Genomic DNA, 16349 nt, shown 5'->3' on the forward strand with positions numbered 1-16349 from the left:
CCTTTCACAATCAGCACTAACTTTTCTATCGCGGCAGAGAGTGGTGCCCCCGGTCTGCCGCTGTATTTCAGGGGGAAAGCCCCCGGAAACCCTCAGGAAACGGAAAAAACGGATCAGCCCACCATTTGTTCCGAGGCGGCGAGCAATGCCTGGGTGGCTTCGCGGATTGCCGGCGCGCCGAAGATCGCCGAGACCACGGCGATCCCCTCCACACCGCTGCCCGCCAGCTCCTGCACGTTCGCCAGCGAAATGCCGCCGATCGCGACAGCGGGCAGCGGCGTCGCGCCGCAGATGGCGCGGAGCGCTTCGTGCGTCAGCACGGACACATCCGTCTTGGTGGAGGTGGAGAACACCGCCCCCACGCCGAGATAATCCGCGCCGTCGCGCAGGGCCTTTTCGGCTTCGTCCGGCGTGTGGACCGAAACGCCCACAATCTTGTCCGGCCCAAGGAGGCGGCGCGCCTCGGCGGCTGCCATGTCGTCCTGGCCGACGTGCACGCCGTCCGCCCCGCAGCGCAGAGCGATCTCCACGTTGTCGTTGATGAGGAACGGCACATGGTAGCGGCGGCACAGCTCCGCCATCTCCACGGCCTCGCGGAGGAATTCCTCCTCCGGCAGCTCCTTTTCGCGCAGCTGCACACAGGTCGCGCCGCCGCGCAGCGCGTCCTCCACCTGCTCCAGCAGGCTCTGCCGCCCCACCCAGGCACGGTCGGTCACGGCGTACAGCCGCAGGCAATGCTTATCGAATGTCATAGCGGGCTCCCTTCTCCAGCTCTTCAGGGGTCAGATTGCAGATGGCGTCAATGATATACGTCCGGTAGCTGGCGTTGCCGTCCTGCTCCGTCATGCGCTGCCGCGCCTTCTCGCCGCACAGGCCCATGGCGCAGACAGCCGCAGCGGCGGCTTCCAGCGTGTGCCCCGGGTTCGCCGCCACATAGGCCCCCGTCATGGCGGAAAGCTGGCAGCCCGTGCCGGTGACGCGGCTCATCATACCGTCGCCGTTGCGGATGCAGAAGGCACGCTCCCCGTCCGCGATAATGTCAATCGCTCCGGTGACGGCAACCACCGCGCCCGTCTCCTTGGCAAACCGCTTCACAAAGGCCGCGGCCTCGTCCAGATTTTCGTCCGTCACGCGGTCCGCCACGTCCGCATCCACGCCGCGCGTCGTGCCGCTGCCGAGGGCCAGCGTGCGGATCTCCGACATATTGCCGCGGATCACGGCAAAGCGCACCTCACGAAGCAGGCGCAGAGCCGTGTCCGTGCGCAGCCGGGACGCACCGCCTCCCACGGGGTCGAGCACCACAGGATGGCCCAGCTCATTGGCGCGCTTTCCGGCGGCCAGCATGGAGGGGATGGTGCGCTGGTTGAGCGTGCCGATGTTGATCACCAGACCGGCACACAGGGAGGTGATCTCCTCCACTTCATCCGCGTCGTCGGACATGATGGGCGATCCGCCGCAGGCCAGCAGGATGTTGGCGCAGTCGTTCACTGTGACATAGTTCGTGATGTTATGGATGAGCGGGACGGTGCTGCGCACCGCTGCGAGCATTTCCGAAAACATGTTGTCTCCCCCTTTCTCAGTGGCTCAGGCGCGTCTGCATGGTGTGCAGGACGGTCGTTTTCTGCAAAGCATACAGCAAAATCCCCGAGATCACCGCGCCGCCCGCTGTGGACACAAAGAACGGGATGATATAGGCGGTGAAGGCGACATCGGCGGCGCTCTGGTTCATCAGCGCGATCGCCACAGGATAGGCGCACAGGCCGCCGAGAATCGAGGTGCCGAACACCTCCGCGATGAGCGTGGGCAGGATGTGCCTGAGCTTCCAGTAAGTCACACCGCACAGCAGCGCGCCCAGCATACTGCCGGGAAACGCCATGAGCGTGCCGAGACCGAGCAGATTGCGCAGAAGGCTGGCGCAGAACGCGACGGCCACTCCATACCACGGGCCGAGCAGGACGGCGCAGAGGATATTCACCATATGCTGCACCGGCGCGCACTTGCTGCCGAACACGGGGAACGAAAACAGGCTTCCCACCACAGCCACGGCACACAGCAGCGCCGCAATCGTCAATTTCTGTATGTTTGTCTTTCTCATTTCTTTCTCTCCTTTGGACATTGTCAGAGAACCGGCGCGGACAGATCGGTGCAAACAGCGTCGCTTCCCTCGAAAAACAGGGCGGGACTTCCCACCCGGAAGGCTCGGTCGAGGCTTACTGGCCTCCTCTCACGCCGGAACACGGCTTCCCATCGCTGTTTACAAGGCGCAGGGCGCTCCCCCTCCACCCGCCGCGGACTGTCCGCGGGGCCGGTTTCACCATCCTTTCCAAAAAAGAGCAAAAACGGGGACGCCTGCGCGGCGTCCCCGGAAAAATCACTCGTATGACTTCCCTACGGCGGCATTATCCGCATCAGGTCATGGGTCGAAGTTGAATGACTTCCTCTCAGCCTGCTTCACAAGCTCCCCGTTCTTTTGCACTGGTTTTGTTCTTCGCTATTATACCGCGGCACAGCAAAAATTGCAAGCCCCCGCGCACCGCGTCAGCCCTCCTGCGGCACCTCGTATTCCCGCAGGGAAGCGAGCAGCTTTCCGCCCGCCAGCGCCGTCACGCGCAGGCCTTCCGCCACATATTCCTCCTCTTCCACCATGCCGTCGCGGCGGATTTCCGCAGCCAGTCCAGCCTTCGCAAAGGGCAGCAGCACCGTCACCCGCTCCGTTTTTTCCGGCAGCGCATCCTCAATGGCGGCAAGCAGGCGGTCAATGCCCTCGCCCGTTTTCGCGCTGATCCGCACCGTGCCGCCGATGGCCGGCACATTCTCCAACCCCGGACAGAGATCGCACTTGTTCATCACGGGGATGATGGGACGATCACCGCAGCCGAGCGAGGCCAGCAGCTCGTCCGTGACTTCCAGATGCGTGCGCGCCTCCTCGCTGGACGCGTCGCAGAGGTTGAGGATCACATCGGCCGCCGCGGCCTGCTCCAGCGTGGAGTGGAACGCTTCCACCAGATGGTGAGGCAGGCGGCGCACCAGCCCAACGGTATCGATCAGCATCACCGTCTTGCCGTGGGGCAGACGGAGCGCGCGGGACGTGGGATCGAGCGTGGCAAACAGCTTGTCCTCGGCCAGCACGCCCGCCTGCGTGAGAAGGTTCATCAGCGTGCTTTTGCCCGCGTTCGTGTAGCCGACAATTGCCACGGTGATTACCCCGTCCTTTTTGCGGCGGCGGGTCATCTGCTCGCGGCGGCGCTCCACCTGGGCCAGCTCCTCCTTGAGCGAGCCGATCCGGCGGCGGATATGGCGGCGATCCGTTTCCAGCTTTGTCTCGCCGGGTCCGCGCGTGCCGATGCCGCCGCCCAGCCGGGAGAGCTGCGTCCCGCGCCCCGTGAGACGCGGCAGCAGATAGCGCAGCTGCGCCAGCTCCACCTGAAGCTTGCCCTCGCGGCTTCTCGCGCGCGAAGCGAAAATATCCAAAATCAGCATGGTGCGGTCGACGGTGCGCACATCCGCCGCCTCCTCGATGTTCCGAAGCTGCGTCGGGCTGAGCTCACAGTCGAAGATCAGCAGCTCAATCTCCTGCGTCCGGCAGAAGTCCGCGATCTCCTCCATCATCCCGGAGCCGACATAGGTAGCCGGATCCGGCGAGGGCCGCTTCTGTGTCACCGCGCCGCACGGCTCCGCCCCCGCGCTTCGCGTCAATTCATACATCTCCGCCAGCGCGGCCTCCATATCGTATTCGCCGGTATCCACCTCGACGATCAGCGCCCGCTCGGGCCGCTCCGCTTTTTCCTGCAATTCTATCATTGATTCCGTCCTTTTCCGCCTGCCTGGCAGGCTTTCGTTCGGCTTTTCCCGCGGCCCCGTAACTTTTCGCCCGTGCGCCGCGTGTTGTATTGTGTTCCCTATTATAGCGGATCCGCGCGCAGAATACAATTCCCGCGCCGTTTCTTTACAAAAGGATAAAACCCCAGAAAATTCCATCTCTAAGTTCACAGTTTGTTCAAACTATTGTTGCAATTATCACGCACAATAAAAGAAGAGTGTCCGGGCGCGGCGTGTCCACATCGGCCGCACAACGCCCTGAAGCATTACTATCTCACAGGGAGGATGATTTTATGAGAAAAAAAAGGTGGCTTTCCGTCCTGATTGCCGCCGGCATTCTGGCAGCCCAGTGCGTGCTGCCGGTCGGGGATACGGGATCTGTTTTTGTGCCGCAGGCATCGGCGGCTTTTGTATCCTGGTCCATCCAGCAGGCGGAAAGCCGTGAGCTGGCTCCCGGCCTGACTCAGACCGAATTTACCTACACACTGGGCGACATGTCAAGCCGCTACACTACGCTGACGCTCAAGCCGGATTCCGAGGTGGAGCTGCGCCCGGTGATGCCGTGGGACGGCACATCGGTGGGATTGCAGACCGTGCGCAACATGGCGAACAGCGCTGTCGTGAACGGAAACAATGTGGTGGCCGCGGTGAACGGCGACATGTACAACATGAGCACGGGAGAGCCGTGGGGCGTGGTGATCCAGGATAAGAACCTCGTGCATGGCTACAACGTCGCGGGGCGCGACTGGCCGTTCTTCGGCTTTACAGAAGAAGGCAAGGTGCTCTATGGCCGCTATTCCGACTACACGCAGATGTGGCCGCAGCTGACACAGGCGATGGGATTGCACTGCGTGCTGGTGGAAAATGGGCGCAACGTGTGCACGGATCAAACCACCACCCGCGCGCCGCGCACAGCTGTGGGCGTGAAGCAGGACGGCAGCATTTTCTTCCTGACAGCGGACGGGCGGCAGGATTCCTCCGAGGGCCTGAGCCTGACGGAACTGGCCGACCTGATGATCAAGGAAGGCGCTGTTTGGGCCGGCAATCTGGACGGCGGCGGCAGCACCACCGTGGTTTCCCGTGAGCCGGGCGCGGACGCACTCTCGGTGCAGAACGTTCCCTCGGACGGGAGCGAGCGCCGCGTGGCCAACGGCTGGATCTTCGTGGCTCCCGGTTCTCCCACACAGGCGCAGATGACGGCCGCGCAGAACGATCTGTACGGGCGCGTTGTATCCGACACCACCCGCCCCTTCGTGCTGAAGCCGGGCTCCACCTACCAGTTCTGCATGACGCTGGTGAGCGGCAGCAACCCGCCGAACTGCATCACGGACGACCCGGAACATTACACCGTGACGTACACGGGAAACAGCGGGCGCAATTATTATTATAAGATCACGGCAAAGCCCGGCGCGGCTGGCGCGAACGTCTACAGCACCGTCCCCGGCGCAGACCCCGTACTGCAATGTAAACTCCTCGCAGCAGGCTGAGCCTGCACACAAGTCGCGCACGCGGCGGGCTTGCCCGCCGCCCGGCTTTGTAAAGCACAGCGGCCCCTCTGCGACATAAAATCGCAGAGGGGCCTTTCTATGCCGCCCGCGCTGTTTCCACGGTGCGAAACTGATAGAAAGGGCTTCATTCAAATCAAATCGCATCCAGCTGAAAATCAACTCCAACCTTCCCGTGCTGCTCCGTGGCCGGGTCGCGGGATATACAGCAAGACCCCTCTGCGACGTGAGATCGCAGAGGGGTCAACGTGTTTTATCAGGGTTCGCCGCGGGACGCGGCGTGCGCGACCTGCGTCAAGGCTCAGCCTTGGGCTTAGCCTTGTTGATCGCCGAAGAGGTCTTTGAGTTTATCGAAGAAGCTTTTGCGCTTGGCGTAGTTTTTCTCCTCCGCGATGGAATCGAATTCGCGCAGGACGTCCTTCTGCTTCTGGGAGAGGTTTTTCGGAACCTCGACGGTGACCTGTACATACTGATCGCCGCGTCCTCTGCCGTTGATAAACGGGATTCCCTTTCCGCGAAGCTTGAACACGTCGCCGGGCTGCGTGCCCTCGCGCACCTGGTAGCTGACGCGGCCGTCAATCGTCGGCACCGTCACCTCCGCGCCCATCGCCGCCTGGGAGAACGTGATCGGCATCTCGCACCAGACGTCGTTGCCGCGGCGCTCAAAGATGGGATGCGGGCGCACGTTGACGAACACCTCAAGATCGCCCGCCGGGCCGCCGTTGGTTCCGGCGTTGCCCTGGCCGCGCACGCTGAGGATCTGCTCATTGTCCACGCCTGCCGGGATATTCACCTCAATGGAGTTCCGGCGGCGCACATGGCCGGAGCCGCCGCAGGTATGGCAGGGAGAATCGATCACCTTGCCGGTGCCATGGCAGCGATCGCACCCGCGCGACGTCTGCACCACACCGAAGGGCGTGCGCTGGCTCACGCGCACCTGTCCGGTGCCATTGCACTGGGGGCAGGTCTTGGCGCTGGTGCCCTTCTGCGCGCCGGAGCCGCCGCATTCCTGGCAGTTCTCGATCCGGTCGTAGGCAATCGTCTTTTTGCAGCCCTTCGCGGCCTCCTCAAAGTCGATGTTGACCACAGCCTCGGCATCGCTGCCGCGGCGCGGGGCGTTCGGATTGGCGCGGCGCGCACCGCCGCCAAAGCCGCCAAAGAAGCTGTTGAAGATATCTCCAAAATCTATGTCGCCGGTGAAGGGGCTTCCGCCTGCCGCGCCGCCGCCAAAGTTCGGATCCACGCCCGCGTGGCCGAACTGATCGTAGCGGGCCTTCTTCTCCTTGTCGGAGAGGACCTCATATGCCTCGTTCAGTTCCTTGAACTTGGCTTCGGCGTCTTTGTCGCCGGGATGCAGATCGGGGTGATACTGCTTCGCCAGCTTGCGGTATGCCTTCTTAATTTCATCCTCCGACGCATTGCGGGGGATGCCCATTACCTCATAATAATCTCTTTTATCCGCCAATCAAACCACTCCTAAACCATAAAGATGAGAAAGCCGCCCTGTTTTCGTGCCGGAACCGCCTTTCGGGAGCGCATCCCCCGACACACCCAAGGCCGTGCCCCGCCCAGGGCGGAGCACGGCCTGCAAGCGGACCTGCGCAGGCCGCTTTCCATTTTATTTGTTGTCGCCGTCGACGTCCTTGTACTCCGCGTCGTACACGTTGCCGCTCGGGCCGCCCGCGGGATTGCCCTGCTGGGGCTCACCGCCCTGCGGCTGCTGCGGCGCGGCATTCTGATAGAGCTTCTCGGAGACGGCGTACATCGCCTTCTGGAGTTCCTCCATCTGAGACTTCACGGCAGCCATGTCGTTCTTGTTGATGGACTCCTTGAGCGCGGCGCTCTTCGCGGAAAGATCGCTCTTTTCGCTGTCGCTGATCTTGTCGCCATTGTCGTTGATCAGCTTCTCCACGGCATAGACGAGGTTTTCGGCGTTGTTCTTCTCCTCAACCTCCTCGCGGCGCTTCTTGTCCTCAGCGGCATACTGCTCGGCCTCCTTGACGGCCTTGTCGATGTCGTCCTTGCTCATGTTGGAGCTGGAGGTGATGGTGATGTGCTGCTCCTTGCCGGTGCCGAGATCCTTCGCGGAAACGTTCACGATACCGTTGGTATCGATGTCGAACGTAACCTCGATCTGAGGAATTCCGCGCGGCGCGGGAGCGATACCGTCGAGCTTGAACAGGCCAAGCTGCTTGTTGTCGCGGGCAAACTCACGCTCACCCTGGAGCACGTTGACTTCCACCTGCGTCTGGCCGTCTGCGGCGGTGGAGAAGATCTGGCTCTTCTTCGTCGGGATCGGGGTGTTGCGGTCGATGACCTTCGTCATCACGCCGCCCATCGTTTCCACGCCGAGGGACAGCGGGGTAACGTCAACCAGCAGCAGGCCCTCGACCTCGCCGCCGAGCACACCGGCCTGGAGAGCCGCGCCGATGGCAACGCACTCATCCGGGTTGATGCCCTTGAAGGGCTCCTTGCCCATGAACTTCTTGACAGCTTCCTGAACAGCCGGGATTCTGGAGGAACCGCCGACGAGCAGCACCTTGCTGATGTCGGAGGGGTTCAGACCAGCGTCCTGCAGAGCCTGGCGCACCGGGCCCATGGTGTTCTCAACCAGATCGCCCGTCAGCTCGTTGAACTTTGCGCGGGTCAGGGTGAGATCCAGGTGCTTCGGGCCGGAGGCATCGGCGGTGATAAACGGCAGGTTGATGGAAGCGGTGGTCATGCTGGAAAGCTCGATCTTCGCCTTCTCAGCGGCTTCCTTCAGGCGCTGCATGGCCATACGGTCGGAGGACAGGTCGATGCCCGTCTCGCTCTTGAAGGAAGAAACCATCCAGTCCATGATGCGCTTATCGAAATCGTCGCCGCCCAGACGGTTGTTACCGGCCGTCGCGCGAACCTCCTGCACGCCGTCGCCCATGTCGATGATGGAAACATCGAACGTGCCGCCGCCGAGGTCATAGACCATGATCTTCTGCTCCTCGCCCTTGTCGATGCCGTAGGAGAGAGCGGCAGCCGTCGGCTCGTTGATAATGCGCTTGACATCGAGACCGGCAATCTTGCCCGCGTCCTTCGTTGCCTGGCGCTGTGCGTCGGTGAAGTAAGCCGGGACGGTGATGACGGCGGAGGTCACCTTGTCGCCCAGATAAGCCTCAGCGTCCGCCTTGAGTTTTTGCAGGATCATCGCGGAGATCTCCTGCGGGGTGTAGCTGTGGTCGTCAATCTGCACTTTATAGTTGGAACCCATCTCTCTCTTGATCGAGGAGATCGTGCGGTCCGGGTTCGTGATAGCCTGACGCTTTGCCACCTGGCCGACCATGCGCTCTCCGGTTTTGGAGAAAGCGACGACGGACGGGGTTGTGCGGCCACCCTCGGCGTTCGCGATAACGACAGGCTCGCCGCCTTCAATCACGGCGACGCAGGAATTGGTTGTACCAAGATCGATACCGATTGTCTTTGCCATACTGTATTACCTCCACATTCTTCCGTTTGGAATTGTCATTTGCTTGATGATAAATCAGAATATTTATATGAAAAGCAGATTCCCGCTCAGTTTGCCACCTGAACCATGGCGTGCCGGATCACCTTGTCGCCGATGCGGTAGCCCTTTTCAAACACCTGTACAATGGTGTTTTCCTCCACGCTCTCGTCCTCAATATGGGAGATCGCGTTGTGGATGTTGGGATCGAACGGATCCCCAACCTGGCCCATCTCCTCCACATCCAGCTTGTGGAAGGCCGCCTGAAGCTGGTTCATAACCATCTCCACGCCGCGCCGCAGATCCTCGGCGCTGCAATCCTTCTGTGCCAGCGCGCGCTCGAGGTTATCCGCCACACTGAGCAGCTCGGACACGGCTCCGGCCGTGGCGTCCGCGTGAATGGCCTGCTTTTCGCGCTCGCTGCGCTTGCGGAAGTTTTCATATTCCGCCGCGAGGCGCACCAGCTGCTCGCGGGCCTTCTGGGTTTCCGCGTTCGCCTTTTCCAGCTCCAGCTTTGAAAGGTTTTCCGCCGTCTCCAGCTTTTTCTTCCATTTTTGCTCCAGCTTTTTCTCCCGCGTGGTTTCCTCCCCCTCCTGCGAGGCGTCGTCCGCCTGCTCTTCGTTTTCCGCGCACTGTGCGCACTCTTCGGGAACAGTTTCCTCCTGGACAGGATCCTGCGGCTGCACGTCCTTCTTTTCCTCTTCTGCTGCCACGCTGCCAACCCCTTTCCTTCTGTCTATCTGCGCGTGACTCAGCCTTGCTGATCCAGCAGTTCCGTTAACATTCTGCCAACGGTATCCGCCAGATATTCAATGCTGGTCACCATTTTTCCATAATCCATTCTTGTCGGCCCGATGACCGCGATCGCCCCCGCGTCCCTGCCGCTGATGGCGTACCGGCAGGCCACCACGCTGGAATCCGAAAGCTCGGAGCGCCTGGTTTCCCGGCCGATGAGCACCCGTGTGCCGCCCGGCTGGAGCACCAGCCTTGTCAGCTCCTCCTCCCGGGAGAGGAAGTCGATGACGCGGCGCGCGCCGCTGCCCTCAAATTCAGGACAGAACAGCAGGTTCATCTGCCCGCTCAGGCACACATCCGCTTCCATGGATTCCTGGGCGGCGTCCAGCACCGCCATGAGCGCGGAGCTCATCAGGATCGCCATTTCACCGAGTGAGACCGCCAGGCTCTGGACAAACGCGGGCGTGATTTCCTCGACCGTGCGCCCCACCAGCTTTTCATTCACCGTGCGGAAGAACACGCGCAGGATATCGGGCGTGATATCGAAATCGCACCGGAACACCCGTGTTTTCAGCATCCCGGACGAGGTAATCAGGACGACCATCGCTGTGCGGCGGCTCGTCTGCACGAACTGCACCGCCCGGATGGTGACGCCCTGCCCGCCCGGAAGGGTGGACACCGCGGCGAAGCGCGTCATGCCGGCAAGAAGCCGGGACACGCCGTCGAGAAGCTTCTGCGGATCGTAGGCGTTCGAGAGGAGCATGCTGTCGATGGTGCGGCGCTCCTCCGGCGAAAGCGGACGGCGCTTCATCAGCCGGTCGACGTACACGCGGTAGCCCTTCTGGGAAGGGATGCGTCCCGCCGACGTGTGCGGCTGCAAAAGCAGGCCGCGTTCCGCCAGCTCGCTCATCTCGTTGCGGACCGTTGCGGGGGACACGGTGAAATCAAGGCTGTCGCAGAGCATCTTTGAGCCGGCGGGCTCGCCTGTCGCGATGTAATGCTCCACCACGGCCGCCAATATTTTCTGCTGTCGGCTGCTCAGCTCCAACCCCGTTCACCTCTTTTCATTTTAGCACTCTTTTATTGTGAGTGCTAATTCTGATTATTAATTTACCATTCCTCTCCACGGTTGTCAAGAAGATAATTGTAAACTAATTGTGAAATCTGGAAAAGGAAAAGCCCCTGCCACGAGGGCAGAGGCTCTCAATAAAATATCTCCTGCTTTTTTTCCTCTTTGGAAAAGGCCCAGAGGTTGCGTATCTGCGAAGCCAGACGGTCATAGTCCCAGAGCATGCCGCTGCGCTCCCGGCTGTTGGGATCGCACACGGAAAACTGCCCGCCGCTCTCGCCGGTGATCACAATAAAATGGCCCGCCGTGGTGAAATCGCCCGGCCCCATGCTGCAAATCACCGGACGTCCCTGCGCCAGCGCGTTTTCCAAAACTCCCCGGGAAAGCGAAAGCTCTTCGGCTTGCAGACCAAACTCCGCGCATCCCTCGGACATCAGCGACCAGCTTGTCCCCACATTTTCCACATAATAACCCTTTTCCTGTGCATACCGGGCCACCACAGCGGGCGTAATGCCGGAATCTCCCGTAAGATCGGCGGCCACCATGGAAAGGCAGGTCGGTCCGCAGCCCGCCACGGCGATGATACTGTCCCCGTACCCGATGTATCCCCAGCGCGGGTCGTATTGCAGAAGAAGCGGCACCTTTCCCGGCTCCATTTCCCCGATGCTTTTTGCCGGTTCGCGTCCCTTATTTTCCGGATATCCCAAAACAAAATCCAGCATGTCCAGATTCCGGGACAGCATATCCAGCAGCGCTTCCGGATAGCTTTGGCAGTCGTCCACGATTTCCGCCAGCCGAGGTTCCTGCGCGGAAAGCTCCCGCAGGCGCTGCACGGCCTCCCCCTCAGGATCCGCGGCCGAAAGCTCGGGAACCGATCCGGCGGAAACGGAAACACCGGAGGCCGGAGCCACGGCAAGAATAGCCTCCCGCACGATCCCCAATCCTGTTTTCATTCCAAACACCACACCGGCGACAATGCCTGCCGCCGCCAGCAAAAGCACCGCACGGCGAACCAGCAGACGGCGCGTTCTGTTTTTTCTTGTCCTTCGCAAGGAACTCTCCCCTTTCCCCGGACAAAAAAATTCCCGCCCGGTATGTTCATTCTACCAGACGGGAAACGTGCGTTTTTTTGTTTTTTCCTGAGAATTCCTTACGATTTTCTCACAGTTCAATCCGGCGTCTCAAAAAACATTCCTTCCGTGTACCACTGCATGAACACCGGATCCGTCGAGAGATCGGCGGTGCGGGCGGCGCGCGCCATGCCTTCCGTCTCCTCCCGCAGCGCCTGATCGAGCAGAAGCATGGAAGCGCCGTCGAGCGCCGCGTTTCCGATCGCCCGCGTGCGCATCACCAGTTCCGGCGGAATCAGGCCGATCCTTCCGGCGTTTTCCAGATCCAGATAACTGCCGAAGCCGCCCGCCACCAGCAGCTCCGAGACCTGCTCCCACGAAAGCTTCGCGTGCTGCACCAGTGTGCGCATCCCCGCGCAGACGGCGCTTTTTGCCAGCTGGATCATACGCACGTCCTTCTGTGTGAGAGAGACATCCCCGCACAGGACGGCGGGATCGTCGTCGAGCAGGCCCGTTTCATCCAGCGTTTCCAGCCTCAGCAGGCACGCCAGCGCATCCACCACGCCGCTGCCGCAGATCCCCTTCGGTTCACCTCCACCGATCACATGCGCGCACAGTTCGCCGTCCTCCACCCGCAGATGGTCGACCGCTCCGTTCGCGCCCTGCATACCCATCGAAAGGCCCGCGCCCTCAAAAGCGGGGCCAGCCGCCGTGGAGCAGCAGCACAGCTCCCCGCCGTGCCACAGCGCCATCTCACCGTTTGTGCCGATATCCGCCAGCAGCCGCGTTTTCCCGGAGCGGCACAGGCCTGCCGCCGCGATAGCCGCCGTGATATCCGCGCCCACAAAAGCCGAAATGCAGCGCGGCAGGTAGACCCACGCACCGGGGGCCAGCGGCAGCGCGAGCGACGCGGCCTCCACCTCACAGCCGAACAGGCGATCGGCTTCAAACGGAGCGCGGGAAAGCGCGTCCGGCGCGCTGGCCGTGAGCAGATACAGCATCGCTGTGTTGCCCGTGATCACCGCCCCGTCCATCGCCTGCGTCTCGATTCCGGCCTGCTCCGCCAGATCCCGCAGCAGCCCGGCGATCCCTTCGCGCACACACGCGGCAATCTCCTCCCGCGCCCCGTCCATCGACGCCTGAATCCGGGAGATCACGTCCGCGCCCCAGCGGCTCTGCGGATTCATCCGCCCGCCGGACGCCAGACATGTGCCGGATGTATCATAAAGACGCGCCGCCAGCGTCGTGGTACCCAGATCCACCGCCGCGCCGAAGCGCCGGAACGCGGGCCGCACCACGGAAACACCGGCTCCGCCGTCTGTCTGGATCGCTTCGCCCCCGGAAACGGCAGCCTCCACACGGCAATCCCCCAGCACAAAGGTGCGGCAGGCCAGCCGAACGCCCGCCTGCCGCTCCTCCTCTGAGAGAAACGCCTTTTCCTGCCCATCCGGATCACTCAGCGCACCGAACGCCGTGACACGGCATTTTCCACACCTTCCCAGTCCCCCGCAGGGCCAGGCTGTCGAAACGGGCGTCTGCGCCAGCGCTTCGCTCAGCCGGATCCCCACAGGAACCGGATATGCCTTTCCGTTGACCGTCATCACCGGCATGGCATTTCCTCCTCCCCCCGGCCGACTGCCGGGTTACGGGGTGAACAGCAGCGCCCCGAAATAGGTGACGGTGTTCTCCCCGTTGATGTATTTCATCCCACACAGGCGGGCCAACTGAGACACGTTGACCCCATACGTTTCCAGGGAAGCCATGGCCAAATCGGGGTGGCGGCATGGCTCCTGAGTGCGCTTGGCGCACTCAGGGCAGACATGGCAGCCGCCCGCGCCGAGATGCAGCGTGCGCTCAAATCCGCACGACGCAAACACGGGCCGCAGCCGCTCCGAGAGCTGGCTGTGCGTATGCGCGGCCTCCATCATCCCCTCAAAATCGTAGCTGTCCTCCAGCTGACCGATCGTCTGGTACACCAGAGCGTAGCGGTACGTCTTGGCGCGTGCAATCAGTTCGTCGATCGGTCCGGCGTCGGGCGGACACATCCAGCATTTCCCGTAGTTGCCGCAGGAATTTGCTTCGCACGCCTTGCGGAACTCCGGCTCAAACTGGATATCCTCCACCTTTGTGATCCCCGCGCAGCAGCCTTCCGCCTCCACACGGTCCATCAGCTCACGATACTCCTCCATCCGGATCTCCTCCTCTGCCCGTCAGGGCTTCCAGTGGTTCGCGATCTCCTCGCGGATGATTGCGATGAAACGTCTGGCCTTGTCCTCATCGTGATGGATGGTGTAGACGTCGCGCTGCGTGATTTCCAGCTCACACCCTGCCGCCGCCTGAAGCGTCTTGCGGATGTGCTCGCGCAGGCCGTTTTCGTCCAGCGTCTCGCCCACGCCCAGGAAATTCGGGCTGGGCTTGCGATGGAAAATGATCTTCTTTCCGCGCAGGTTCTCTCCCATGATTTCCTCGTTGCACCACGGGGAGCAGCTGACCTTGCGCAGGTTTTCCAGCGTGCCGACATATTTCCACACGGGATCCACCGGCTCGCAGCAGCCGTAGGAGAGAAGCCCGAAGGTCTGCGCAATCTTCTTATAATAGGGGAAGATGAATTCCCCGTACATGTCCGGCGAAATGCTGACCGTCTCCTGCGAATCCATGAAGCCCCACACGTCGCCCGGGCCGGAAATACCGCCGGACGGCAGATCGTCCGTGAAGCACCGGCTTCCCTGGCTGACCATCTCACACCCGGTGGTGGGAAGCAGAAGCCCCTCCCCGCGCAGGAACTCATAGTAGGCCAGGTAATCATCCGAAAGCTGATCCATCATCTTGTGGAACAGCTCCGGATAGTCGTACATCGCAAAGCACATGTTTTCCATGCCCATATCATGCAGATTCCGCTCCTTTATGCTTGTAATGCTCCGCTACCGCGGCAAAGAACGCGTCGATATTCTCCCACTTGGACAGCGGCGGAATATCACAGCCGGAGGAAATCACAAAATTCGGATGTCCGCCGCAGCGTTCCAGCAGATCAAGCGTCGCTTTCCGGATCGACTCCGGCGTTCCGTTGCGGAATTCCCCGGCGGGGTCGATGTTGCCCATCACCACGGTATCCGCCGGAACAAGAGCCAGTGCGTCCGCCATGTCGATGGCATTGCCGAAATGGTACGCGCCCGCGCCGGTGGAGAGAATGGAATCCATCATCGACAGCACGGCGTTTCCACAGTTGTGATACACCACAAGGAAGCTGTCGTCCTGCACCGCGTCGACCACACGCTTGACATACGGGGCGGAAAATTCCTCCGCGAGCGCCGGGGAAAGCAGGCCCGTGACCGGCTCCGCGATCACGACACCATTTGCCCCCAGATCCTTATACGCCTTGCAGTAAGCAATGAGGAACTGCGTGGCCTTTTCCATGACGGTATGCACCATGTCCGGCTCGTCGTAGCAGTCCACCATGATCTCCGTCACATCCAGAAGGCGCGCCGCCAGCGAGAACGGGCCGATAACTCCCGCAAACACCGGGCGATCCTGGATGAGCTCCAGCGCCTTTTTCATCGCGTCCAGATAAATCCCCGTGCGCCCGGCTCCCACGGCGGGAACAGCCAGCGCCTGCGCCTCGTCCTCGTCCGTGACGACCGCACCCGTCACCGTGGGCACCTCGTCATCCGAGACGCGGATCTGCGAGCCGAAGCACTCCGCTTCCAGGGAAAGATCCATCAGGCTCACCGCGGCGGCCGCGTCCGTGCGCTCCGCCACAAGCTGCATCCCGCGCGCCTGCGCGTCACTGTCGGAAATCAGCTCCCGCACGCTGATTCCCATAAGCTGCACAGCCGGGAAGGAAAGCACCGGCATCGCCTTTTTCACCGGGGAATCCCGCAGCGCGTCAAGCCACTGCTTCATATTTCGCTTCATAACTGATGTCCTCCGATCAGGCGGTAGCCTTGCAGAACGCCACAGCGGCGTCGGCAGCGCTTGCGGCGTCCGGCGTGTAGCAATCCGCGCCGATCTGCTCGCAGAAGGCCTGGGTGACAGGCGCGCCGCCCACCATAATCTTGACCTTGCCGTGGATACCGGCCTCATTGGCCTGCTTCACGACGTTCTCCATCTCGCACATCGTGGTGGTCAGCAGAGCGGAGCAGCAGATGATCTGGCAGCCCTGCTCGATCGCTGTCTGCACATATGTCTCCGGAGCGACGTCGGTGCCGAGATCGATGACCTCAAGGCCCTTGCCCTCCATCATCATCTTCACAAGGTTCTTGCCGATGTCGTGCAGGTCTCCGCGCACCGTGCCGATGCACACCTTGCCTGCCGCCTCAACGCCGGCCTCAGCCATCAGCGGCTTGAGCAGGGACGCACCCATGTTCATCGCGCGCGCGGCCACCAGCACCTCCGGCACAAACACTTCATTGTTCTTGAACTTTTCTCCGATGATGCTCATACCGCTGAGCAGTCCCTCGTTGAGGATGGTTTCCACCGGGATGTTCTCGTCGATCGCCTGCTGCACCAGCTGCTTGACGACCTTGGCCTTACCCTTTTGCAGGTTCTCAGAAATTTCGTTCAGAATACTCATTGCGCTTTCCCCTTTTCCCTTTCAATTTCAACCCGTGTTCCGGTGCTTTTACTATAAATCCTGCTCCTGATTTTTCCTTGTACAAAAGAGATTTTTTTGGCACTTT

General features: G+C 61.6%; 15 protein-coding genes and 1 riboswitch. Of the genes, 1 reads left to right on the plus strand and 14 read right to left on the minus strand.

Annotated features, from left to right (window positions below; translation table 11 throughout):
• Positions 1-113: 113 nt before the first annotated feature.
• The 4 genes from thiE to hflX form a co-directional block, all read right to left on the minus strand.
• Positions 114-752: a thiamine phosphate synthase gene (thiE, locus tag B5F35_RS07750; RefSeq protein ID WP_087239698.1), complete on the minus strand. Its 639-nt coding sequence runs from the start codon at positions 750-752 to the stop codon at positions 114-116.
• A complete protein-coding gene (thiM, locus tag B5F35_RS07755; RefSeq protein WP_087239699.1) occupies positions 739-1560 on the minus strand; it encodes a hydroxyethylthiazole kinase in 822 nt (273 codons plus the stop codon). Before thiM ends, thiE begins: the two co-directional genes overlap by 14 nt.
• A 16-nt stretch (positions 1561-1576) precedes the next feature.
• Positions 1577-2095 (minus strand): energy coupling factor transporter S component ThiW, encoded by a 519-nt coding sequence (gene thiW, locus B5F35_RS07760; RefSeq protein WP_087239701.1) that lies wholly within the window; start codon positions 2093-2095, stop codon positions 1577-1579.
• Positions 2096-2367: 272 nt separating this feature from the next.
• A riboswitch (TPP riboswitch) is annotated at positions 2368-2475 on the minus strand.
• A gap of 63 nt (positions 2476-2538) precedes the next feature.
• Positions 2539-3801: a GTPase HflX gene (gene hflX / locus B5F35_RS07765; protein WP_087239703.1), complete on the minus strand. Its 1263-nt coding sequence runs from the start codon at positions 3799-3801 to the stop codon at positions 2539-2541.
• A 311-nt stretch (positions 3802-4112) separates the two neighbouring features.
• Between hflX and B5F35_RS07770 the strand changes: the two genes are divergently transcribed.
• On the plus strand, positions 4113-5306 hold the full coding sequence (locus tag B5F35_RS07770; protein WP_087239705.1) for a phosphodiester glycosidase family protein: 1194 nt from the start codon (positions 4113-4115) through the stop codon (positions 5304-5306).
• A 331-nt stretch (positions 5307-5637) separates the two neighbouring features.
• Here B5F35_RS07770 and dnaJ read toward each other — a convergent pair whose 3' ends face one another.
• The 10 genes from dnaJ to B5F35_RS07820 form a co-directional block, all read right to left on the minus strand.
• Positions 5638-6789 (minus strand): molecular chaperone DnaJ, encoded by a 1152-nt coding sequence (dnaJ, locus tag B5F35_RS07775; RefSeq protein WP_087239707.1) that lies wholly within the window; start codon positions 6787-6789, stop codon positions 5638-5640.
• A gap of 153 nt (positions 6790-6942) precedes the next feature.
• The gene (dnaK, locus tag B5F35_RS07780) at positions 6943-8784 is read right to left on the minus strand and encodes a molecular chaperone DnaK (RefSeq protein WP_087239709.1); all 1842 of its coding nucleotides are present in this window, start codon (positions 8782-8784) and stop codon (positions 6943-6945) included.
• An 86-nt stretch (positions 8785-8870) separates the two neighbouring features.
• The gene (grpE, locus tag B5F35_RS07785; protein ID WP_162611369.1) at positions 8871-9512 is read right to left on the minus strand and encodes a nucleotide exchange factor GrpE; all 642 of its coding nucleotides are present in this window, start codon (positions 9510-9512) and stop codon (positions 8871-8873) included.
• Positions 9513-9550: 38 nt separating this feature from the next.
• Complete coding sequence (hrcA, locus tag B5F35_RS07790; RefSeq protein ID WP_087239713.1) at positions 9551-10582, minus strand: heat-inducible transcriptional repressor HrcA; 1032 nt, start codon at positions 10580-10582, stop codon at positions 9551-9553.
• Between the two features lie 155 nt (positions 10583-10737).
• A complete protein-coding gene (locus tag B5F35_RS07795) occupies positions 10738-11655 on the minus strand; it encodes a C39 family peptidase (protein WP_242969436.1) in 918 nt (305 codons plus the stop codon).
• 116 nt (positions 11656-11771) lie between these two features.
• Positions 11772-13283 carry an ASKHA domain-containing protein gene (locus B5F35_RS07800; RefSeq protein ID WP_242969437.1) on the minus strand — a complete coding sequence of 504 codons (1512 nt, stop codon included), beginning with the start codon at positions 13281-13283 and terminating at the stop codon, positions 11772-11774.
• A gap of 33 nt (positions 13284-13316) precedes the next feature.
• Positions 13317-13862 (minus strand): DUF2284 domain-containing protein, encoded by a 546-nt coding sequence (locus B5F35_RS07805; protein ID WP_087239715.1) that lies wholly within the window; start codon positions 13860-13862, stop codon positions 13317-13319.
• Between the two features lie 21 nt (positions 13863-13883).
• Positions 13884-14555, minus strand: a complete 672-nt coding sequence (locus B5F35_RS07810; protein WP_087239717.1) for a uroporphyrinogen decarboxylase/cobalamine-independent methonine synthase family protein — start codon at positions 14553-14555, stop codon at positions 13884-13886.
• 1 nt (position 14556) lies between these two features.
• Entirely contained in the window at positions 14557-15585 is a 1029-nt protein-coding gene (locus B5F35_RS07815; protein ID WP_087239720.1) for a uroporphyrinogen decarboxylase family protein, read from the minus strand.
• 16 nt (positions 15586-15601) lie between these two features.
• Positions 15602-16243 (minus strand): cobalamin B12-binding domain-containing protein, encoded by a 642-nt coding sequence (locus tag B5F35_RS07820; RefSeq protein WP_087239722.1) that lies wholly within the window; start codon positions 16241-16243, stop codon positions 15602-15604.
• Positions 16244-16349: the final 106 nt, after the last annotated feature.

The sequence above is a fragment of the Anaeromassilibacillus sp. An200 genome (genome assembly GCF_002160025.1).
GTDB lineage: Bacteria > Bacillota > Clostridia > Oscillospirales > Acutalibacteraceae > Caccousia > Caccousia stercoris.

What these genes read in the sequence shown, in the direction of transcription:
- thiE (WP_087239698.1), bottom strand. Translation starts at nt 752, where the DNA reads ATGACATTCGATAAGCATTGCCTGCGGCTGTACGCCGTGACCGACCGT.
- thiM (WP_087239699.1), bottom strand. Translation starts at nt 1,560, where the DNA reads ATGTTTTCGGAAATGCTCGCAGCGGTGCGCAGCACCGTCCCGCTCATC.
- thiW (WP_087239701.1), bottom strand. Translation starts at nt 2,095, where the DNA reads ATGAGAAAGACAAACATACAGAAATTGACGATTGCGGCGCTGCTGTGT.
- hflX (WP_087239703.1), bottom strand. Translation starts at nt 3,801, where the DNA reads ATGATAGAATTGCAGGAAAAAGCGGAGCGGCCCGAGCGGGCGCTGATC.
- B5F35_RS07770 (WP_087239705.1), top strand. Translation starts at nt 4,113, where the DNA reads ATGAGAAAAAAAAGGTGGCTTTCCGTCCTGATTGCCGCCGGCATTCTG.
- dnaK (WP_087239709.1), bottom strand. Translation starts at nt 8,784, where the DNA reads ATGGCAAAGACAATCGGTATCGATCTTGGTACAACCAATTCCTGCGTC.
- B5F35_RS07800 (WP_242969437.1), bottom strand. Translation starts at nt 13,283, where the DNA reads ATGCCGGTGATGACGGTCAACGGAAAGGCATATCCGGTTCCTGTGGGG.
- B5F35_RS07805 (WP_087239715.1), bottom strand. Translation starts at nt 13,862, where the DNA reads ATGGAGGAGTATCGTGAGCTGATGGACCGTGTGGAGGCGGAAGGCTGC.
- B5F35_RS07810 (WP_087239717.1), bottom strand. Translation starts at nt 14,555, where the DNA reads ATGGGCATGGAAAACATGTGCTTTGCGATGTACGACTATCCGGAGCTG.
- B5F35_RS07815 (WP_087239720.1), bottom strand. Translation starts at nt 15,585, where the DNA reads ATGAAGCGAAATATGAAGCAGTGGCTTGACGCGCTGCGGGATTCCCCG.
- B5F35_RS07820 (WP_087239722.1), bottom strand. Translation starts at nt 16,243, where the DNA reads ATGAGTATTCTGAACGAAATTTCTGAGAACCTGCAAAAGGGTAAGGCC.